The 22,459-nt window shown below is 33.3% G+C and carries 17 protein-coding genes; 12 read left to right on the forward strand and 5 right to left on the reverse strand.

Annotated elements, in window-relative coordinates:
* The first annotated feature begins 41 nt into the window (after positions 1-41).
* From panB to ACM55M_RS14825, 10 genes are all read left to right on the forward strand, one after another.
* Positions 42-860 carry a 3-methyl-2-oxobutanoate hydroxymethyltransferase gene (gene panB / locus ACM55M_RS14780; RefSeq protein ID WP_416858420.1) on the forward strand — a complete coding sequence of 273 codons (819 nt, stop codon included), beginning with the start codon at positions 42-44 and terminating at the stop codon, positions 858-860.
* A gap of 41 nt (positions 861-901) precedes the next feature.
* Complete coding sequence (locus tag ACM55M_RS14785; protein ID WP_416858421.1) at positions 902-1,597, forward strand: RluA family pseudouridine synthase; 696 nt, start codon at positions 902-904, stop codon at positions 1,595-1,597.
* A gap of 77 nt (positions 1,598-1,674) precedes the next feature.
* Entirely contained in the window at positions 1,675-3,003 is a 1,329-nt protein-coding gene (locus tag ACM55M_RS14790) for an aldehyde dehydrogenase (RefSeq protein ID WP_416858422.1), read from the forward strand.
* Positions 2,994-3,731: a nitroreductase family protein gene (locus ACM55M_RS14795; protein ID WP_416858423.1), complete on the forward strand. Its 738-nt coding sequence runs from the start codon at positions 2,994-2,996 to the stop codon at positions 3,729-3,731. Before ACM55M_RS14790 ends, ACM55M_RS14795 begins: the two co-directional genes overlap by 10 nt.
* Positions 3,732-3,765: 34 nt before the next feature.
* Positions 3,766-4,536 (forward strand): DUF2189 domain-containing protein, encoded by a 771-nt coding sequence (locus ACM55M_RS14800; RefSeq protein WP_416858424.1) that lies wholly within the window; start codon positions 3,766-3,768, stop codon positions 4,534-4,536.
* Positions 4,537-5,322: 786 nt separating this feature from the next.
* Entirely contained in the window at positions 5,323-8,742 is a 3,420-nt protein-coding gene (locus ACM55M_RS14805) for a PAS domain S-box protein (protein WP_416858425.1), read from the forward strand.
* An 88-nt stretch (positions 8,743-8,830) separates the two neighbouring features.
* Entirely contained in the window at positions 8,831-9,688 is an 858-nt protein-coding gene (gene ypfJ, locus ACM55M_RS14810; protein WP_416858426.1) for a KPN_02809 family neutral zinc metallopeptidase, read from the forward strand.
* A gap of 313 nt (positions 9,689-10,001) precedes the next feature.
* Complete coding sequence (locus ACM55M_RS14815; RefSeq protein ID WP_416858427.1) at positions 10,002-11,291, forward strand: DEAD/DEAH box helicase; 1,290 nt, start codon at positions 10,002-10,004, stop codon at positions 11,289-11,291.
* Between the two features lie 324 nt (positions 11,292-11,615).
* Positions 11,616-12,167 (forward strand): hypothetical protein, encoded by a 552-nt coding sequence (locus ACM55M_RS14820; RefSeq protein ID WP_416858428.1) that lies wholly within the window; start codon positions 11,616-11,618, stop codon positions 12,165-12,167.
* A gap of 165 nt (positions 12,168-12,332) precedes the next feature.
* Positions 12,333-12,620 carry a hypothetical protein gene (locus ACM55M_RS14825; protein WP_416858429.1) on the forward strand — a complete coding sequence of 96 codons (288 nt, stop codon included), beginning with the start codon at positions 12,333-12,335 and terminating at the stop codon, positions 12,618-12,620.
* 86 nt (positions 12,621-12,706) lie between these two features.
* Here ACM55M_RS14825 and ACM55M_RS14830 read toward each other — a convergent pair whose 3' ends face one another.
* The 3 genes from ACM55M_RS14830 to ACM55M_RS14840 form a co-directional block, all read right to left on the reverse strand.
* The gene (locus ACM55M_RS14830) at positions 12,707-13,405 is read right to left on the reverse strand and encodes a pseudouridine synthase (RefSeq protein ID WP_416858430.1); all 699 of its coding nucleotides are present in this window, start codon (positions 13,403-13,405) and stop codon (positions 12,707-12,709) included.
* Between the two features lie 143 nt (positions 13,406-13,548).
* The gene (locus ACM55M_RS14835; RefSeq protein ID WP_416858431.1) at positions 13,549-15,084 is read right to left on the reverse strand and encodes a YifB family Mg chelatase-like AAA ATPase; all 1,536 of its coding nucleotides are present in this window, start codon (positions 15,082-15,084) and stop codon (positions 13,549-13,551) included.
* Positions 15,085-15,167: 83 nt separating this feature from the next.
* Positions 15,168-16,157, reverse strand: a complete 990-nt coding sequence (locus ACM55M_RS14840; RefSeq protein ID WP_416858432.1) for a Gfo/Idh/MocA family protein — start codon at positions 16,155-16,157, stop codon at positions 15,168-15,170.
* Between the two features lie 170 nt (positions 16,158-16,327).
* Between ACM55M_RS14840 and ACM55M_RS14845 the strand changes: the two genes are divergently transcribed.
* Both ACM55M_RS14845 and ACM55M_RS14850 read left to right on the forward strand, forming a co-directional pair.
* On the forward strand, positions 16,328-16,705 hold the full coding sequence (locus ACM55M_RS14845; RefSeq protein WP_416858433.1) for a PH domain-containing protein: 378 nt from the start codon (positions 16,328-16,330) through the stop codon (positions 16,703-16,705).
* Positions 16,706-17,059: 354 nt separating this feature from the next.
* Complete coding sequence (locus ACM55M_RS14850; protein WP_416858434.1) at positions 17,060-18,385, forward strand: ammonium transporter; 1,326 nt, start codon at positions 17,060-17,062, stop codon at positions 18,383-18,385.
* 488 nt (positions 18,386-18,873) lie between these two features.
* Here ACM55M_RS14850 and ACM55M_RS14855 read toward each other — a convergent pair whose 3' ends face one another.
* Positions 18,874-20,631, reverse strand: coding sequence for a T9SS type A sorting domain-containing protein (locus ACM55M_RS14855; protein WP_416858435.1), 1,758 nt, complete (start codon positions 20,629-20,631; stop codon positions 18,874-18,876).
* 96 nt (positions 20,632-20,727) lie between these two features.
* Positions 20,728-22,459: hypothetical protein (locus tag ACM55M_RS14860; protein ID WP_416858436.1), on the reverse strand; the 1,732-nt coding region annotated here is incomplete at its 5' end.

A 22,459-nucleotide genomic window follows, 5' to 3' on the forward strand; every position in this document is an offset into this window, starting at 1 on the left:
TTTTACTACTTTTACAAACTAAATCTGAAATATAATATCAAATGTCTGTAGCAAAAAAAGATTACAAAAGAATTACAACAAAGTCATTAATTGAAATGAAAGCCAATGGAGAGAAAATTTCCATGCTGACCGCTTATGATTATACGATGGCTAAAATTGTTGATACTGCTGGAATCGATGTAATCCTTGTTGGTGATTCGGCTTCGAATGTAATGGCTGGACACGAAACGACTTTGCCTATTACTTTGGATCAAATGATATACCACGCTTCCTCCGTAGTTAGAGCCATAGAAAGAGCTTTGGTTGTGGTTGATTTACCTTTTGGAAGTTATCAGTCTGACCCAAAAGAAGCATTACGTTCTGCTATCAGAATCATGAAGGAAAGTGGTGGACATGCTGTAAAACTGGAAGGTGGAAAAGAAATTAAAGATTCTATCAAGAAAATATTAAACGCAGGGATTCCAGTGATGGGACATTTGGGTTTAACCCCACAATCAATCTATAAATTTGGAACCTATACTGTTCGTGCCAAAGAAGAAGAAGAAGCTGAAAAATTAATGGAAGATGCTAAATTATTGGAGAAACTAGGTTGTTTTGCATTAGTTCTTGAAAAAATTCCGGCCCATTTAGCTGAAAAAGTTGCACAAAGTATTTCGATTCCAGTCATTGGTATTGGTGCCGGTGGCGGTGTTGATGGTCAAGTTTTGGTCATTCACGATATGTTAGGGATGAACAATGAATTTAGTCCGCGTTTCTTGAGAAGATATATGAATTTATATGAAGGAATGACAACTGCAATCAGTCAATATGTCGCTGATGTGAAATCGAGTGATTTTCCTAATGCTAATGAACAATATTAGTATTCAACCGCAGTATTCAGTTTACAAAAAAAGCCTTAAAAGTGTCTAACAAAATAATATCAAACAAAAATAACCTCCAAATTCTACACGAAGACAACCATCTTATTGTGGTCAATAAACGTGTAGGCGATATTGTGCAAGGCGATAAAACTGGTGATAAACCTTTGAGTGAAGTTGTCAAAGAATACATCAAAGATAAATACAACAAACCCGGGGAAGTTTTCCTGGGTGTTGTACATCGTTTAGATAGACCTACAACTGGAATAGTCGTTTTTGCCAGAACAAGTAAGGCTTTAACTCGAATGAATGAACTGTTTAGCAATCGAGAAACGCAAAAAACGTATTGGGCAATCGTAAAAAATAAACCTTCAAAAGAGGAAGATAATCTCGTTCATTATATAAAAAGAAACGAAAAAAACAACACTTCCAAAGCGCATATTAAAGAAGTTCCTGAAAGTAAATTAGCCAGTTTAGATTTTAAAATTTTTAAGGAACTCAATAATTATTTTGCATTAGAAATTAATCTTCATACTGGAAGACATCATCAAATCAGGGCGCAACTTTCTGCTGTAGGTTCGCCTATAAAAGGGGATTTAAAATACGGTTTTGACCGCAGTAATCTTGATGGCGGAATTCATTTACATGCTCGAAAATTAACATTCATCCATCCTGTTACAAAAGAAGCTTTAACCATAACTGCTCCTACTCCATCAGACTCCATCTGGGATGCGTTATGATTTTTTTTTAAAGAATAATTCATTATATAAATTATAAAAATTAACTTGCATAGCACTAAATAAATTGTGTGTGCCTAATGAATTATAAAACGACTATAAGATTTAGAAAAGAAACTTTAATAAAGTTACTCGATGTGATTATTACTCATGAAAATGAAATTATTCAGGCTTTATACGATGATTTCAGAAAACCGGCTTTTGAAGCGGTACTCACAGAAACCAATTATGTTATTTCTGAATTAAAAGACACTATAAAGAATTTATATAAATGGGCAAAGCCTAAAAGCGTTTTTCCTTCCATTCTCAATTTCCCCTCCACCGATTATATTTACAAAGAACCTTACGGTAAAGTATTGATTATAGCACCTTGGAACTATCCGTTTCAGTTGGCGCTTTGTCCTTTGATTTCGGCTGTCGCGGCAGGAAATCAAGTGGTGCTTAAACCTTCTGAACTCACCCCAAAAACAGCTGAAGTAATTACAAAAATTATTGAAAAAACATTCCAAATCAGTCATGTAGAAGTTGTAGAAGGCGGAGTTGAAGTCACTCAGAAGCTGCTTTCGCAACGTTGGGATTATATCTTTTTCACAGGAAGCGTTCCGGTAGGTAAAATTGTGGCAAAGGCGGCAGCCGAAAACTTAACTCCCGTAACTTTGGAACTTGGCGGAAAAAACCCTTGTATTATTGATGAAACTGCCAATTTAAAACTAGCAGCCAAAAGAATCGTTTGGGGGAAATTTATAAACGCTGGTCAAACATGTATTGCTCCGGATTATATTTTGATTCAAAAAAACATGAAGAGCCATTTCATGGAATTCATGAAAGACGAAATCACCAAAGCATACGGTGAAAATCCTAAACTATCACCTGATTATGCCCGAATAATAAATCAAAAAAACTGGCTTCGATTGGTCAATATGATTGAAGAAGAGAAAGTTATTTTTGGAGGTCAAACTGAAATTGAAAATTGTTACATCTCCCCTACGCTTATTGATGAATCGAGTGTTGATAGTCTGATCATGAAAGAAGAGATTTTTGGTCCTTTACTTCCTATTCTTTCCTATGAAAATGAGACAGAATTAAATGCTATAATCTGTAAATACGAGAAACCTTTAGCTTTATACATTTTTACGGAAAATCATTCGTTTGCACAAAAAATCATACACAAATATTCTTTTGGAGGTGGTTGTATCAATGATACTGTAATTCACTTTTCTAATAAAAGATTACCTTTTGGAGGTGTTGGCCATAGCGGAATGGGCGCTTATCATGGAAGTTTAAGTTTTGACACTTTTTCGCATAAAAAGGGGATCGTAAAAAAAGCAAATTGGTTGGATTTACCGATGCGTTATGCCCCTTACCATGATAAATTAAAAACAATTAAAAATTTATTAAAATGGTTGTAACCAATGAAAAATCGGTAAGTGAAGCCATTAAATACCGACGGTCCGTTCGGTTTTTTAAAAACGAGGCCATTGACGCTCAAAAAGTAAAAGAATGCATTCAATTAGCAACACTTGCAGCTACGAGCAGTAATCTGCAACTTTGGGAATTTTATCATGTTGTTTCTCCTGAAATTATACAAAAAGTGACAGCCGCAAGTTTCGGGCAAAATGCAGCAAAAACAGCACAACAGCTGGTTATAGTTGTCGCCAGAAAAGATTTATGGAAAAAAAGAGTGCAGTCAAATATTGATTATTTAAAATCGCTGTATGGTGCTAAACCCGAATCCACTTATTCAAAAAGAGAAAAATTTGCTTTGAATTATTATCAAAAAATTATTCCAACGCTTTACTTTGATTTCCTGGGAATCATTGGAATAATAAAATTCATTGTTTTTAAAATTATCGGATTGTTCAAACCTATTTATAGAGAAGCGAGGCAAAGTGATATGCGCATTGTTGCTCATAAAAGCGCTGGACTTGCTGCACAAAATTTCATGATAAGCATGGCTGCAATAAACTATGACACATGTCCAATGGAAGGTTTTGATTCGCTAAGAATAAAAAAAATATTACATTTACCTGCTTCATCCGAAATAAACATGATTATAGGATGTGGTCTTCGAGAAGAACAAGGCGTTTATGGAGAACGTTTTAGAATTCCTTTTGAAGAAGTCTATTTTAAACTATAAATACATTCAATTCACCCAAACACAAATAAACTAAATGATGAAAACTACTAAAGAAAAGATAGAAGAAATTAAGATCAATGGATACCAATTAGATTTTGGAAATGTATTCAATCATGCATTTGAAAACTATAAAAAAATCGCACTATATGCCGGTTTAATGATTTTTGTTTTCTCTGTTCTGATAGCTATTCTTATATTTGGAGCAGTAATTTTTACTTTTGGAGTTTCCATATTAAATGAAAAATCGTTAGAAAATTTAAAAAACGAAAACTTTTCGGGCGTTTTTATGTTAGTTTATGTAGTTGGAGCAATTGTGTTATCTTGCCTTTTAAGTCCTTTCCCTGCCGGATTAATTAAAATGGCACATTGTGGCGAGAAAGACGAGGAATTTCATGTTTCTACAATTTTAGAATATTACAAAGCTCCTTATTTTAAGGAACTTCTAATTTCTACAATCATAATTTCAATATTAAGTTCCGGCATATCATCATTGCTTGATTATGCAGGAATTAAAATAGTTGGATCACTTATTGCAATGACAATTTCTTTTTTTACTTTTTTAACAATTCCCCTTATAATTTTTGGTGATTTAAAAGCTATTGAGGCTCTAAAATCTAGCGTCATAATTGTATCAAAACAACCATTTGTACTTTTGGGATTAATTATTGTATCAGCAATAGCGTCAATGGTTGGGTTTATAGGATGTTGCATTGGAATATTTTTTACAATTCCTTTTATGTATTCCATGTACTATGCTATTTATGTTGCAATTATAGGAATAGATTCAGAAAATGAATTTGAATAAATTATTTTAGATATTACCCTTCTTAAAAAACACAATTAAAAATTTTAGTTGTGTTTTTTTGAAAAAATTCCTATATTTCAAAATTCTAAAGATAGAACCCCAAGTCAATCTTTCAAACCTAAGCAAATTTATCCTATGGTATCATACTGTAGTTCTTTACTATTCTTTAAACCTAACTTTGCTTTTTCAAGCTGGTTTAATAATTTGATCCTTTCTAATCATTTTTTATTAATTGACAAATCGACCATAAGCAATAATTTATTTAGAATTTTTGCTCCATTTTTATTTTTGTCTATTTTTTTATTGATTTATAAGTTTTCGAAAATTAAATCTATACTAAATAATAAGTATATAGAAAATTATTCTAAAGAGACTTCGAAAAGTGAAGAATACCAACTTTATCTGTTTTTTTTAGGAATAGTAATTCCCATCTTCGAAATTACTTTCGAAATTTTCAAAGTAAGACACAAAAGCTTATTAATCGTAAATTGCAGTTTAGGTGCATTTTTTTTAGCGGTATATTTTATTAGTAAAAAATCGTCTTTTGTATTTCGAAACCTACATCAAATTTTCAAGGTGCTTTTTGTTCTATCTTTTAGTTTTGTATGCAGAAATTTGATTTTTTCTTCCCCTGATATTTTACCCGCTATTGCTTTTATAATAGCTTTTTTCTTTTCCTACAGCATTCTAAAACCAATAAAATTATATTGGATTTTTGTCGGATTAGTTTTTACCTACTTAATCATCATTTTTATTTTTGAATTAGTACCACTAAATACCACAATTATGGTATTCAATTACTCTTTGATAATTTTGGTTATTAATTACATCAGACACCTATATTTATTAAACATAAAAGATAAATTTAGCTTTACCAATGAAATTGTAAACAAAGGAAATTCACTCTCGGTAGCGAGTAATAAAAAGGGAGAAATTATTTTTTGTAGTGAAAACATATTTCAAATTTTAGGATACACATCAAAAGAAGTAATGGGATTAGAGTTTTGGAAACTTACTGAAGATCCAGAATTTATTGGCGAAAAGTATCGCGAAAATTATGTTGACGAGAAATTATATACTAGAAAATTAAAATGTAAAAATGGGGAATACAAATACATTCAATGGAAGGATACGAAATTTTCAGATGATTTAATCATCGGAATTGGTCAAGATATAACCAATGAAGTTCAGATTCAAAATCAATATAAAAACTTAATTCAAACGGCTACTGATATTATTTTTGAAGTTGATGATGATGGTAATTTTACGTTTGTTAACGATTTTACTATTAAATTTTTAGGTTATAGTGAGGAAGAGATTCTTATGAGAAATTATTCGGAATTTATAAGGAACGATTATATTGATGAAATGATGTTTTTTTATCAAAATCTAGAAGAAAAGGAATTTGATTTTCCAACTATCGAAATTCCTTTATTAAAAAAGAATGGTGAAATAGTATGGATTTCTCAAAAAGTAATGATTCGCAGAAATGATTCGTACAAAATAATTGGCTATTCCGGCATAGGTAGAGACATAACTATTTTAAAAAATATCGAAACTGAAAATAGAATACGTCAAGAAAAAAATGAAGAATACAATAATATAATTAAAAAATTATCTACAACTAATTTTAGCTATTTTGAAAATTTTGAAATTAGTATAAAGTTAATATTAGAAGCTGCTGCAAAAAGTTCAAAGTGTAATCGAGTTAGCTTTTGGAAATATACGGAAGATACAATTTATTGCGAAAATTTATACTTATTAGATACCAATGCATTTGGAGAAGGAAATATTTTAAAGCAGCAAAAATTTCCAATTTATTTTGAATCTATAAAAAACAAAAAACAAATTGTTGCCCCAGATGTTTTTAATAAATGGGAAATATCAGAATTCATCGAAAACTATTTTTCAAAAAATGACATTAAATCCACGCTCGATATACCCATTTTTACAAATGGTGAATTAATTGGAACGATATGCTTTGAAACCACTGGAATTATTAGAAATTGGGATAACGAAGATGTCAATTTTGCACGAACAATATCCGATATTATATCATTAGCAATTGCATCACAAATGCGATATGAAGTTGATAAAAAATTAGAATATAAAAGCGAGCTATTATCCGCTATGACAATTTGCACCGAAAAATTATTAAACAGTAATGATATTAATGCTATTTTTTCGGATGTTCTTATAATCATGGGAAAAGCAACAAAATCAAATAGGGCGTATTATTACGAAAACGATGAAAATTCAGGATTAATAAGCCAAAAATACCGATGGTCAATTAACAATATTAAATTAACTGAAAACAACATAAAGCTTCAAAATTTACCTCATGAGTTTTTTGAGGAATTGCTAACTCCGCTTTTAAATAATCAAATTTTTGAATCTACAGTTTCCAAAATTGAAAATGAATCTTTAAGACATAAATTATCTCAAGTAGATGTATCTTCAGTAATCCTTTTTCCAATTTTTGTGAAAAACAAATTTCATGGATTTTTAGGATTTGATGATACTCACAATGAAAGAATTTGGAATGAAGATGAAATCAATATTTTACAAACATTAGCAAGAAACATTGCTGCCTCTATAGAACGAATTATAAATGAAACGGCAATATATGAAAGTGAAGAAAAGTTCAGATTATTAGCTAATAATATTCCTGGGACTGTTTATTTATCAAAATATGATAAAAATGCTACTAAAATTTATATCAATGATGAAATTGAAAAACTCACTGGATACCCAAAATCAGACTTTCTTACTAATAGGTTGTCATTTATAGACTTAATTTACACCGAGGATAAAGAACAGACTTTGCAAAGTCAGCAAGATGCCATTAAAAACGGAATACCAATACATTCCATTTATAGAATTATTCATAAAAATAAAGAATTTGTATGGGTAGAAGAATTTGGAGATGTTATTTATAAAGAGGGAAAAATCGCATTTATAGAAGGTATTTTTATTGATATCACTGAAAGAAAACAAGCTGAAACCTTTATAAAAGCAAAAGAATTGGCTGAAGCTTCCAATAAAGCAAAATCAGAATTTCTTGCTAATATGAGTCATGAAATCAGAACTCCTTTAAATGGAATTATTGGGTTTACTGATTTATTGATGAAAACAAATCTTGGAAGCACCCAAGAAAAATATATGATAACCGTAAACCAATCGGCACATTCATTATTAGATATCATAAATGACATTCTTGATTTCTCAAAAATAGAAGCTGGGAAATTAGACTTATATATTGAAAAATATGATGCTAAGGAAATATTGAGTCAAATCATTGATTTGATATTATATGAATCCAATCAAAAAAAATTGGGTTTAGAATTGAATATAGCCAAGGATGTCCCTAAATATTTTTGGATTGACAGTGTTCGTTTAAAGCAAATACTGATTAATCTTTTAGCAAATGCGGTAAAATTTACTGAAAAAGGGATTATAAAATTAGATGTTTGTGTTATTGAAAAAACGGATGATTCCAGAGCCAAAATTCGTTTTGCAGTTGCAGATACTGGAATGGGTATATTAGAAAAAAATAAAAAGAAAATTTTTCAGGCTTTTTCTCAGGAAGACAGCTCTACAACCAGAAAATTTGGAGGAACAGGTTTAGGCTTAACGATTTCGAATCAGCTATTAGGTTTAATGAACAGCCGTTTACAACTTGATAGTACTATTAATGTAGGTAGTACATTTTATTTTGATTTAGATTTAGAGATTACTGATAAAACATCTGGAAACACAGTCCAAATTAACACTCTTATTAATAAAGATGAGGACATAATTGTACCAACCAAAAACTCTAAAAAAATAAAAATAATGATTGTTGAGGACAATAAAATCAACATGTTATTACTTAAAACAATACTTAAAAATTTATATCCAAATGCGACAATTTCTGAAATTTTAAATGGGAAAGATGCAGTTGATCAATTTGAAATCCTAAACCCTGATATTATTTTTATGGACATCCAAATGCCAATAATGAATGGATATGAAGCCACGAAAGAAATCCGTAATTTAAAATCCGGTCAAAGTATTCCTATTATTGCAATAACTGCAGGTACAGAAAAAGAAGAAAAAGACAAATGTATTGAGGCAGGAATGAATGATTATATATCAAAACCTATAATAAAAGGGATTATTGAAGAAACACTTTCTAAATGGACAACCCCTATTTATAAGGATTAATAATACTGGAAATCTATACTGCTTTAATAAAAATAATTTAATTTAGTACTACTATTGAAAAACAAAAATTAATTTAATATTCTAAATTATGAAATGGATAGGCAGAAGACAAAGTGACAATGTAGAGGACCGTAGAACATTATCTGGTGGAAAAATAGCCGCTGGTGGTGGAATAATAGGAATTATAATTTTATTATTGAATGTTTTTGGAGGTGAAAATGCACAGCTTTTAACTCCTGTTCTGGAGCAAATGCAAGGCAATCAATCTACACAAACAGAATCTGGTATTCCTTTAACGAAAGAAGAGGAAGAACTAGGCAATTTTGTTAGAGTGAATTTAGCAGACAATGAAGACGTATGGGGCAAAATTTTTACCGAGAATGGTAAGGAGTATATAAATCCAAAATTAGTTCTATTCAAAGGAGCGGTAGAAACTGCTTGCGGAGGCGCTTCATCTGCATCTGGCCCATTTTATTGCCCTAGCGATCAAAAAGTATATATGGATTTAGATTTTTTTGAAGAATTAAAATCAAAATTTGGTGCCGAAGGCGGGGATTTTGCTATCTCTTACGTAATTGCACATGAAATAGGACACCATGTACAAAATTTATTAGGAACTTCAGATAAAATGAGACGGGCTCAAGGAGGTAAAAGTGAAGCTCAAGCCAATAAATTGTCCGTAGCGCTAGAATTACAAGCTGATTTTTATGCTGGTGTATTGGCACATTACCAAAAAGGGAATAATGTTCTGGATGATGGGGATATTGAAGAAGCACTTAGTGCTGCCAATGCGGTAGGCGACGATGCAATTCAATCAAAAATGCAAGGGCAAATTGTTCCTGATTCATTTACTCATGGAACTTCTGAACAAAGAATGTATTGGTTTAAAAAAGGATACGAAACGGGTGATCTAAAACAAGGAGATACTTTTAAGGACTTGCATTAAAACATTTTTAAATATTATTACATAAAAAATCGGGCTTTGTCCTTCCGTTTGGACACAAGTTTAAAACTTGGACAGATTTTAAGAAACTAATGGTATTTCATTCAGTATGAAGCAATAACACTATTAGCTACACTTTTTGAATTTACTATAATTATAACGTCTCGAATATTGTTTATAACGGATTAAAACGAAGTAATAATCTTTTATTTAAACAAAGTCAAGCAATAAAAAGTACATCGAAAAATTAGCAGTACCTTTGCGCCCAATTAAAAAAGTAACCTAACTAATAGTGTTTACTTTATAAACACTATTTATGTCATTTAACTCATTAGGCTTATCTGATGCTTTATTAAAAGCCATCAGCAAAAAAGGATACACAACACCTTCTCCAATACAACAAAAAGCAATTCCGCCAATCCTGGAAGGTAAAGATGTATTGGCATCCGCACAAACAGGAACAGGAAAAACAGCCGGTTTCACGCTACCCATATTACAAATATTATCGCAAGGAAAACACTTGAGTCACAGACCTATTCGTGCCTTGATATTAACTCCAACACGAGAATTGGCGGCTCAAATATTAGCTAATATAAAAGAATACAGTGAGTTTTTGGATTTGCGCAGCGCCGTAATTTTTGGAGGTGTAAACCAAAATCCACAAGTTGCTCAATTGCGTCAGGGTCTTGATATTTTGGTAGCAACTCCCGGTCGATTAATCGATTTGCAAAATCAAGGTTTAGTATCGCTGTCTAAAGTTGAGATCTTGGTTTTAGATGAAGCAGATCGCATGCTAGATATGGGATTTTTACGTGATATTGAACGTATCATGAAAGTACTGCCTTCAAAAAGGCAAAACTTGCTGTTTTCGGCAACCTTTTCAAAAGACATCAAGAAATTGGCAATGGGTATTTTGCACCATCCTGTTCAGGTTGAAGCGACACCGGAAAACACGACGGTAGATGCTATTATTCAAAAAGTATATCCTTGTGCCAAAGAGAAAAAAACAGAATTAATCATTAAACTGATTACGGAAGGAAACTGGAAACAAATTTTGGTGTTTACCCGTACCAAACAAGGCGCCAATAAACTGACTGAAAGCATGATTAGTGCCGGAATCAAAGCAGCAGCTATTCACGGAAACAAAGGTCAAGGCGCACGAACTAAAGCCCTAGCCGGTTTTAAAAACGGAAGTCTAACTGCTTTGGTCGCTACAGATATTGCCGCTCGAGGTTTGGATATTCCATTATTACCGCATGTTATAAATTTTGAATTGCCTAATATTCCCGAAGATTACGTACACCGAATTGGTAGAACCGGAAGAGCTGGAGCAAGTGGAGAAGCCATTTCGTTGTTTAGTCCAGACGAAACTGTTTTTTTACGCGATATAGAAAAATTAGTTGGCTTGAAATTGCCGAAAGAAAACATCAAAGGTTTTGAGCCAGATCCTAACGCTTCAACGGAGCCAATTAAACAAGGTCAAGGCAGAGTGCAACGCAATTCAACTCCTAAGAAACCAAAAACCGATACTACAAACCGCACCAGCAACAATAGTTTTGGTGCAAGACGTCCAAGTCAAAATAATGACAGACGTTCTAATAGATAACAACTAAGAAAATACATTTTCTTTTTTTAGGAGCAGCATGATTTCGTTTTTTGAGGAAGTAACCTCCCGCTATCCACTACAACCTTGTGAGGGCTAAACGCCAGCCCTCACAAGGTTTTTCGTTTCTATCGGGGCTATTTAGAGCGTTTTTACTTTCAAAATACCATTTTATAAATTCATCCCACAAATCTAAAATAGCTAGATGATTTGTAAGAAAAAATGAATATATTTGGAATAAATAGTATGAGCTTTATGATACATTTCTACTCAAAAATAGTTGTATTTGTATTATTTCATAATATAGATACTAATTGGTAAAAATTTATGGAACAGTTTAAAAATCTTATAGACCCTAAATTATTAAAAAGATTCGCGGAAGGGATCAAAAGGTTTGAAGAAATCTCTAATGATGGTTTTGTAAAACTAGCTAGTTATGGGTGGTATGTAGATGCTGATATTTCACTTGGGTATATTACAGGATTGATGGAAAAAGCAATTAATGAAAATCGCTCTAAAATTATAGAAGAAGCAGTTTACTGTCACCAAAATGGAAAGTATTATGCTTCCTCTACTCTTTTCTTATCTGAGGCAGACGGCATATGCAGTGGACTTTTATTTAAAAATCGTAAAAATAAAGAAGCATTAAAACAGTACATTGCCCAAAAAAAAGGTGCTAATTTCTTTTCAATTTTAATGATTGCAATCGAAAATACAAATACAATCGATTCATTTTATTCAAAAACAAATTTAGATGACAGTAAATTAAATCGACACGGAGTTATGCATGGTTTGGACATGGATTTTGGTAGAGAAATAAATAGTTTCAAGGCCTTTTCCTTACTTGTATTTGTTTCTGATTTTATTGACAGACTTTAAATCACCCGCCGCGATAGCGCAGATTTGCAATACGTGCCCATAATTTTAAAAATGAAGAAGTTGAAAGGTATTTTTAAAAATCTGATATTCAATCAGCCATCGCTTTTTATTCTATTATATTTCGAAAAAGTAAATTTCAAATAAAAATGAACTTAAATAAGAAAGATGAATACGATTATAAAATTAATTAAAGACAAAAAATTAGCATTTAAAATCTCTTTATTTTACGTTTCATTGGGAACTTTATCGGTTTGTTCAATTTATCCAAAAGATTTATTTTATGGAGATTGGTCACTTTATGGATTACTATTAACATTTCCGGTATCAGTAGTTAGTTTTGGCTTTAGATATGCAGAATCAAATTTATTATATCCAGTTTTTATAATACAGGTAATAATGCTTTTTACAACTTTCTTTTTGCTAAGTTTATTCATAAAAGACAAGAAAATCTAAAAATCTGAAATCTACTCCTCTTTATACTGAAAACTGTTGTTTCCAAATACAACAATAATTAAAGCATTACTTTACAAATAAGTATTCTATTCATAGGTATTCAAATCTAGATTAAGAATAGTACCTACTCTGCTAAACTCTTCATTAATCTTTGCATTCAAGATAAGTGGTGCATTTGTTATGGGATGATTAAAAATTAACTGATGTGCATGAAGCATCATTCCTTTCAGTTCAAAATTCTCCAACCATAATTTATTTTGCTTGTTACAACCATGTGGACGACTTCCTAAAATGGGATGAAAAATATGTTTGAAATGTTTTCGTAATTGATGCATACGTCCAGTTTCAGGAATCGCTTCTACCAAACAATATCGTGACGTAGGTTTATTGTTAAATTCTAACTCAATTTGGGTACTTTGCAATCGATGAAAGTAGGTTATTGCATTTTGTGTAATGCCATCATCATTAGTTAAATCGTAATCAATCCTTTGTTCTTCGGGTGACCAACCCCGTAAAATTGCTAAATATTTTTTTTCGACTTCGCGTGTGGCAAAACGATCATTCATAATTTTTAAAACGGCTGGATCCAACGCAAATAACAAGACACCAGATGTTTTGCGATCTAACCGATGAATAGGATAAACGTGTTGCCCTCCTATTTGATTTCTCAATTCTTGAATAGCAAAAACTTTTGCATCGCGCGCATAAAATGATTTGTGGACTAACAATCCACTTGGCTTATTAATTGCTATAATATATTCGTCTTGGTAAAGAATTTCTAACATTTGGCAAAAATAAAACAGATTTCTATCGAAAACTCTTTTTTGACTTATTTATTTCTATACTTTTCTTTTTTTTCCGCTTATCGATTTTGCAGAGGTTAAATAGCTGTAATCAAAAATCGTTAATCAAAAATCTGAAATCTAATTCACCCCAACCAACCATCACGATCCAAACTTCTATACTGAATGGCCTCGGCAATATGGCTGGAAATTACTGTAGGCGCCGCATCTAGATCAGCGATCGTGCGTGCTACTTTCAAAATACGATCGTAGGCCCTAGCTGATAAATTCAAGCGCTCCATAGCGGTTTTTAATAATTGTTTAGAAACATCATCCAACGCACAATGTTCCCGAATGTGTTTGGTATTCATTTGGGCGTTGTAATGAATATTTTCCATTTGCTCAAAACGTCCCGTTTGAATTTCTCGTGCAGCCGTAACTCTTTTACGAATATCGACGCTGCTTTCGGCTTTCCTGTCATCAGATAATTTTTCGAAAGGAACCGGAGTAACTTCAATGTGAATGTCGATTCTATCTAATAAAGGACCTGAAATTTTACTCAAATACCGTTGAATTTCGTGTGGCGAAGAAGTTTGTGGCGAATCTGGGTCATTAAAAAAACCGCTGGGACTCGGATTCATACTGGCCACCAGCATAAAAGACGACGGATAAGTAACCGTAAACTTAGCTCTGGAAATAGTCACTTCTCTGTCTTCTAATGGCTGGCGCATTACTTCCAGAACATCTCGCTTGAATTCCGGTAATTCATCCAAGAATAAAACACCGTTATGCGCCATAGAAATTTCACCCGGTTGCGGGTAACTCCCTCCCCCTACTAAAGCCACATTGGAAATAGTATGATGTGGACTGCGAAACGGTCTTTGATTCATTAGACCCACTTCCTTCAGTTTTCCTGCAACACTATGAATTTTAGTAGTTTCCAATGCTTCGCGCAAAGTCATAGGTGGCAAAATACTGGGTAAGCGCTTGGCTAGCATTGTCTTTCCTGCGCCTGGCGGACCAATCAGAATAATATTATGTCCCCCGGCAGCGGCAATTTCCATACAACGCTTTATACTTTCTTGTCCTTTGACATCGGAGAAATCAAATTCTGGGAAATCTAAATCTTTATAAAATTCTGCTCTGGTATCAATGGTTGTAGGTTCTAATGTACCTTTTCCTTCCAGAAAATCAATAACCTCTTGTATGTTTTCTACTCCATACACCTCTAGTCCGGCAACAATTGCTGCTTCTTTTACATTTTGCTTTGGAAGAAAAAAACCTTTAAAACCTTCTTCTTTTGCTTTTATCGCAATAGGCAGAGCACCCCGTATGGGTTGCAAGCCACCATCCAGAGAAAGCTCTCCCATGATGATGTATTTATCAATGTCATCTGCTTTGATTTGTCCTGACGCTACAAGAATTCCTATCGTTAAAGTCAAATCATAGGCTGAACCTTCTTTACGTAAATCAGCCGGAGCCATGTTAATGGTTATCTTTTTACCCGGCATGGCATACCCATTATTTTTGAGTGCGGCGGCAATTCTATAACTACTTTCTTTTATGGCATTATCCGGTAATCCTACCAAATGATATCCAATTCCTTTATCAATATTTACTTCGACGGTAATTGTTGTAGCTTCGACTCCAAAAACGGCGCTTCCAAAAACTTTAACTAGCATATAAAATTGTTTTGGTTAAATGAAAAACTATTAATTCTAAAACAACAACAATTTAAAATCAACTTCTATTTTAAACTTCTTAACTATATTTTTTCAGAAGGATATACTAATCCAATTTCGTTTCTGACTTTATCAACTATTTTTATAAGCTCTAAACTATTTTGATGCGACCAAAGGGTACTTTCAATTTTGTTTTCTTTGATACATGTATGGCATTCTTCAATTTCATAGGTAAAGCCTTTACCTTTGGTTGGTAATTTATATTTTACTTTTTCATTCTCTTTAATCAAAGTATATGATTCTGTCATAAACCAAGGCGAATTCAAATTAATTCTGCCTTTCGTACCACTAATCGTTGCTTTCATATTTGACGAAGAAAGAAAACTGGAATGCAAAACAGCCTGAGCATTATCATATTGCAAAATCATTGTCGTTTGTAAATCTGCTCCCGAATCATGAAAATTAGCTTTGGCAACAATTTCGTCAGGAACTCCCAATATTAGATAGGACAAAAAAAGAGGGTATACACCAATATCTAAAAGCGCACCTCCTCCCAATTTTAAATCAGCCATTCTATTCCCTTCCAGTTCTTTAGCTTGAAATGCAAAGTCTGCATTTATATATTTGACGTCCCCTATTTCACCGTTTTTAATTTTATGAAAAGCTTCCCGAACAGCAGGATTAAATCTGGTCCAGAAGGCTTCCATAAAAAATTTATTGCTTTTTTTTGAAGTTTCAATCATTTGAAAAGCATCATTATAGCATAAAGCAATAGGTTTTTCACAAAGAACATGTTTATTGCTTTGTAATGCTTTTATCGTTAATGCCGCATGAGAATTGTGAGGTGTTGCTATATATAAAATCTCTACTTCATCATCGGCAAAAATTTCTTCATAAGTGGCATAGGCTTTTTTACAATTATACTTTACTGCAAATCCTTGTGCTTTCTCAAGATTTCGCGAGGCGACGGCAACTATCTTAGCGTTATGAACCAACATTAAGTCATCTGCAAATTGCTGGGCAATATTACCTAAACCTATAATTCCCCATTTTATCTTAACCTCTTCTTCCATAAAAAATAATTATTAAACATTTTTGAAAACCATTAAGCATATTGTTAAACTATAATTTTAATCAAAATTTGATTAGCACATATGTTAATTTTGTATGAAAATTAGTAAAATATTGGCATTAATAATACATAATTTAATTTATTTTTGAAAATTATAAATTTTAAAAAATTATGGGAATATTCAATGCCATTTTAGGCAACGCATCAGAAGTAACGATAGAAAATGTTTCAAAAGAATTTGAACCAATATTAATTGATGAGGAAATAATCGAGAAAGCATATAAAGTCATTAAAGACATGTTTATTTTTACCAATAAAAGGTTGATTTTAGTCGAAAAACAATTGGTTGGTACCAAAGTAGATTATATGTCGATTCCTTATTCAAGCATCAAAAAATTCTCTAAAGAAAGTGCCGGAATACTTGACATGGATGCCGAATTAAAAATTTGGTTAAACAGTGAAGATAAACCCATTTCAAAACAATTTGGAAAAGGAGGAAACAATATTAATGAAGTTTACAAAATTTTAAGCCAACACCTTTTAAAATAATAATTTTTAAAAATTAAAATAAACACCTGATACATAAAAGTATGAGGTGTTTTTTTTGTTTATAATTTTGATAAATTATCGATAAAATTGTTTATTATTGTGTGTAATTATCGAATAATCCATATAATATTAAAAGACTGCTAATATATTATGATAAATTTAATAATTTATAGAAATTGTCGTTTTTCAGAAAAACAACATTAATAAATCATTAAATTTAATATTGAATTATCACATACCCACAAAATATAGGGGGGTAAAATGAAAAATCAATAAAAATAAAATATTATAGTCTTTTTTAATAGGGGGTTTAAAATCATTTTATATTTTTATCGAAATTTAAAACTAAAAACTATGCGAAAGATTATTTTAAGTGTGATAATGATCACAATTCTAGTATTATCCATTTTTTCAATTCATCTTTTTGTTGAATCTTCAACATTAGGTGCACACGTTGTTGAATTAAAATTAGATACAGGAGATACGGCTTGGATGATAGTTGCCACAGCTCTTGTATTATTAATGACTCCAGGACTTGGATTCTTTTACGGTGGAATGGTAGGCAAAAAGAATGTTATTAGTACAGTACTACAAAGCTTTATGGCTATGGTTATAGTAACTGTTCTATGGGTTGTTGTTGGATTTGGATTATGTTTTGGACCATCAATAGGTGGATTTATAGGAAATCCTATGTCAAACTTATTTTTTCAAGGGGTAAGTGCTAACACTGCTTGGGAACTGGCTCCAACCATTCCAATGATCTTGTTCGCTTTATTTCAAGCAAAATTTGCAATTATTACACCAGCCTTAATAACTGGAGCTTTTGCAGAACGTGTTCGTTTCTGGGCTTACTTATTATTTATGGTTTTATTCATATTATTCGTTTACTCTCCTTTATGTCACATGACATGGCATCCTGATGGATTATTATTCGGATGGGGAGTATTAGATTTTGCCGGAGGAACAGTTGTTCATATGAGTGCAGGTTGGGCTGCTCTTGCCGGAGCTATGTTCTTAGGAAAAAGAAAAGTACAAAAAGCAAATCCTGCTCGTATTACTTATGTATTATTAGGAACCGGTTTATTATGGTTCGGTTGGTTCGGTTTCAATGCTGGATCTGCTGTTGGAGCTGGAAGTCTTGCTGCTCAAGCTTTAGGAACTACAACAGTTGCTGCTGCTGCTGCTGCAATGGGTTGGGTATTTCTTGACAAAATTCTTGGACACAAACTTTCTGCAATGGGAGCTTGTATCGGGGCTGTTGTAGGTTTAGTAGCTATTACACCGGCTGCAGGATTCGTAAGCATTCCTCATGCAATGGCAATTGGTATAATTGCCAGTATTGTAAGTAATCTTGTGGTGAGCAAATTTCCTAAAGGTAAAATTGATGATGCTTTAGATGTATTTGCTTGTCACGGTGTTGGAGGTATGGTAGGTATGCTTTTAACAGGTGTATTTGCATCAAAATCTGTAAATGCGATTGTAGGAGATAACCAAGGTTTAATTTTTGGTGACGCTACTTTGTTTTTAATTCAATTAAAAGCATTAGTTCTTGTTTCCGTATTTGCATTTTCAGTATCGTATTTCCTTTTCTTTATTGTAAATAAAATTACTCCTTTAAGAGTTTCTGAAGAAAAAGAAGAATTAGGTTTAGATATTTCTCAACACGGAGAATACTTATAATATAACTTTTTCTAAATAAATTAAGGCACTCTGAAAATTAGTTTTCAGAGTGTTTTTTTTTACATAATATTCAATTATTTTTCTCTACATCAACTTCCTTAAATACATCAGTAAACTCCTTTTTCCGAAAACTTCTCAATAATAGTGATTACATAATCATACTTCTATTTTTTTGTTTTAAAATAATTTAGGTATAGTGCTCCAAAAGTAAATTTGAATTATCTTACAATACAAATTATTTCTATTTTGAACTTCCACATATATTCAATCCTCCTCATTTATTACATTCTCAATACCCAAATCATTGCTTAAATAATACTCAATCAGGTTGAAATCATTACATTTTCATTTGATTGTCCAATTCTTGATAGCCCATATAATTACTATTTTTATCTAAAACTGAATTCTCAAAACACAAAATATTATATAAAAAAACTCCATCCCAATAAAATTGAAATGGAGTTTTTAAAACCTGTTTGTAAATAACTTTATTCTTTTATCAGTCTGATTGTTTTTTGGTTAATACCCTGACTGACTATTGCAATGTAAGCACCTGATGGAAGTCCTTCTCCAAACTTGATTTGTTGTCCATCACTATTAGTAATGTGTTTCACAATTCTTCCAAGTGAGTCATAAACTAAAACTTCCACTTTTTCATTGCTGCCACCTTCAACGATAAGAGTAAATTGATAATTTGATGGATTAGGATAAGCAATAACATCAAATTTATCAACTGGTACCTCCAAAGATGATTCCTGAGTAATAGTATTAACATCATCTACTATGCGACTATTATTACTATTACATTTATTAATTTTTAGTGTGGTGGTGGTTATAGCAGAGCAAGTACCACTACTAAAACTGTAGGTCACCGAATATGTTCCGGTCGAACTGGCTTCAAGATTGATATTTCCTGTTAAACTATTAATACTCAATCCTGCAGAAGAGGAATACGTACCACCTGCCTGACCCGTTCTAGTCACATTTGCTGAACCTGATTTACAGAACGGACTACCACTATAACTGATGCTTGCTATCGGTAATGCATTAACCGTTAAAGTTCCAGATGACGAATTAACAGGACTACCACAACCTGTAATTACAGTGTATTTGATAATCGTATTTCCTGCATTCACTGCTGTTACAAGTCCCGTAGCTGCATTAACAGTTGCTACGGATGTATTCGTGCTACTCCAGCTTCCACCTGTAGTACCATTACTTGTGTAGATTGCTGTTGCTCCTTTACAAAGTGACGTAGTACCACTTACTGTTCCTGCTGTAACATTCGGACTAAGCGTTACATTTACCGCTGCTCTTTCACTTTCACAACTACCCAATGTACTGCTTACATAGTAGGTCCCTGCGCTTATTACAGTAGAACTGGTAAGTGCCGTGCCGTTTTTTCCTTTAGTGTACCATTTATATGCCCCACCACCATTGGGCAGCGAAGCAACAGTTGCTGAATTGCAGAAGTTTTGTGCTGCAACAACAGGTACTGTTGGAATCGAAATAGTTACATTGGTAATTGCTGTACCTGAGCATGTGGCATTGCTGAAGGTGTAGGTTACAATATATGTAGCTGCTGCACTAGCTGCAAGATTAATCTCCCCAGTTAAGCTATTAATACTCAATCCGGCAGAAGAGGAATAAGTACCTCCCGATTGACCCGTCCTTGTTACTGAAGTGGTACCCACTGGACAATAAGGGCTGCCACCATAACTAATGCTGGCTACTGGCAGAGCATTTATTGTAATATTAGCCCCGTTATCAGTACCAATAAAAGCTGGTGAACTGCTCGTTATACGTATTCTATAGCCATAACCTGTCAACGTATTAGAAGGAATAATTACACTAATTGTACCCGCTGATGCATTGCCAGACAGTGTACCAATGTTTACCGGGATTTCAAAACTTCCGGCGGCGTTGCTTAATTGAGCCGTAAAAGTATTGCTCCCTCCAATATCTGTGGCAGTATACGGAAGATTAAAACTGCTTCCGGCACATATTGAAGTGGTCACGCCACCAGTCCTAATTTGCTCCCCTGGCTGTTGAAAACCTTGTGTCATCGTAGCAGCAGCAGCAGTACCCAGCGAAGAGATAACCGTTTCGCCAATGGTAAAAGTAATTTGGCTGCTACCTCCCGTCAAGGTGCCTCCGGCATTGGAGACGAGCTTGCGGCTGATGCTCTGGGCATTTGCATTACTAACCATCGCTACTAATGTAAACAGTATTAATATATTTTTCATCTTATCATGTTTTATGAATCATCGTAGTTTATTATATTTTATCATACCACTTAAAGAAGAAGTTTATGTTTTTCCTTTAATTGAATACTTTTAATATTATTTTATTCGTGTAACAATCAAGATTCCTTGGGAAACAGTTGCAGTATTTCCACTAGTAATTCCTCTACATTCAATAACAGTAGAGGCTGAGAGCGCAGTAAATACTGCACTTGTTGAAATTGTCATAATACTTGTACCTGTTGTAGAAGTCATCTCACTTGAAGCAGCAAAATTATTTACACCATTATATAATCTGATGCTCTCTGATCTATTATTGGTAGTATTAACAAATGATCCTTGATAGGTTACTAAATAATCACCTGCTTGAGCAACTGTCACACTGGCTAAAGTGCCAGCGCCTCCAATTGTGCCTGCATAACCAGTATTGGTAAAAGTACCAAGTGTTGAAATAGCTGAAACTGTATAAATTGTCGGATATCCCCAAACTGGAGCAGCGCCAACTCCACCGGATACCAAAACACTACCTGTTGCTACATCAGCTAATTTACTTAAAGTTGTTGCTCCACTAGCATAAGGGATATCACCAACAGTATAACTAGTAATCCCTGTCCCTCCATTAGCCGCAGCCACTGTACCAGAAACATTGGTAGCATTTCCAGTTAAAGAAGCTGTAATAGTACCTGCACTAAAATTCCCTGATGCATCACGTTTTACTATCGTGCTTACAGTATTTGCATTAGTAGCTGCATTAGCCAAGTTAGCTCCGCTTGCCACGTTTGCAGCGGTTACACTACCAACTGTTGCAATTGTCGGAGCAGCAGCTGTACCTGATAAATCTCCGGCCAATTGTATTTTACCTTTCACTGAACTAGTAGCATCTGGCGTTGATATTCCTGTTACTTGGGTGTCAACATAAGTTTTAACCGATTTAACACTTGGATATTTTGTATCTGAAGCGCCATCGGTGGTAACATTCGTTGATTTATTTACTACATCTTCTTTTAAATTTAAAACGGTTTGAGTAGCTGTTGATACAGGCTTACTTAAGTCAGATGTATTATCAACATTTCCTAATCCAACCATTGTAGAAGTAATCCCTGATACTGTTCCTGTAAAGATAGGTGAAGCAAGATTTGCTTTTAAATTCAATGCTGTTTGCTGCGCTGTCGATACAGGTTTATTTGCATCAGATGTATTATCAACATTTCCTAATCCAACCATTGTTTTATCGATACCTGATACTGTTCCTGTAAAGCTAGGAGAAGCAAGAGGTGCTTTTAAATTCAATGCTGTTTGCTGCGCTGTCGATACAGGTTTATTTGCATCTGATGTATTATTAACATTACTTAATCCAACCATTGTTTTATCGATACCTGATACTGTTCCTGTAAATGTTGGCGATGATAGATTTGCTTTTAAATTATCAGCTGCTATACGATTTGCGGTTTCTGTTGCTAAAGCAGATGAAGCTGTTGTAGCACTTACATCAACATACGTTTTAACAGATTTAACACTTGGATATTTGGTGTCTGAAGTACCATCTGTACTGACATCAGTACTTTTATTAACTAAAGCTTCTTTTGTTGCTTCTGCTGCTGTAGCTCTTGTAGTTTCTGCAGAGATTGCAGTTGCATTGGCTGTTTCAGCTAATCCTGCTCTTGTGGCTTCTGCAGCCAAATTAGTAGTCAAAGTTGATTCTGCAGCTCTTGCTGTTGTAGCTTCTGTAGATATTGCAGTTGCATTGGCTGTTTCAGCTAATCCTGCTCTTGTGGCTTCTGCAGCCAAATTAGTAGTCAAAGTTGATTCTGCAGCTCTTGCGGTTGTAGCT

Source organism: Flavobacterium galactosi (assembly GCF_048158585.1).
GTDB classification, from domain to species: Bacteria; Bacteroidota; Bacteroidia; order Flavobacteriales; family Flavobacteriaceae; genus Flavobacterium; species Flavobacterium galactosi.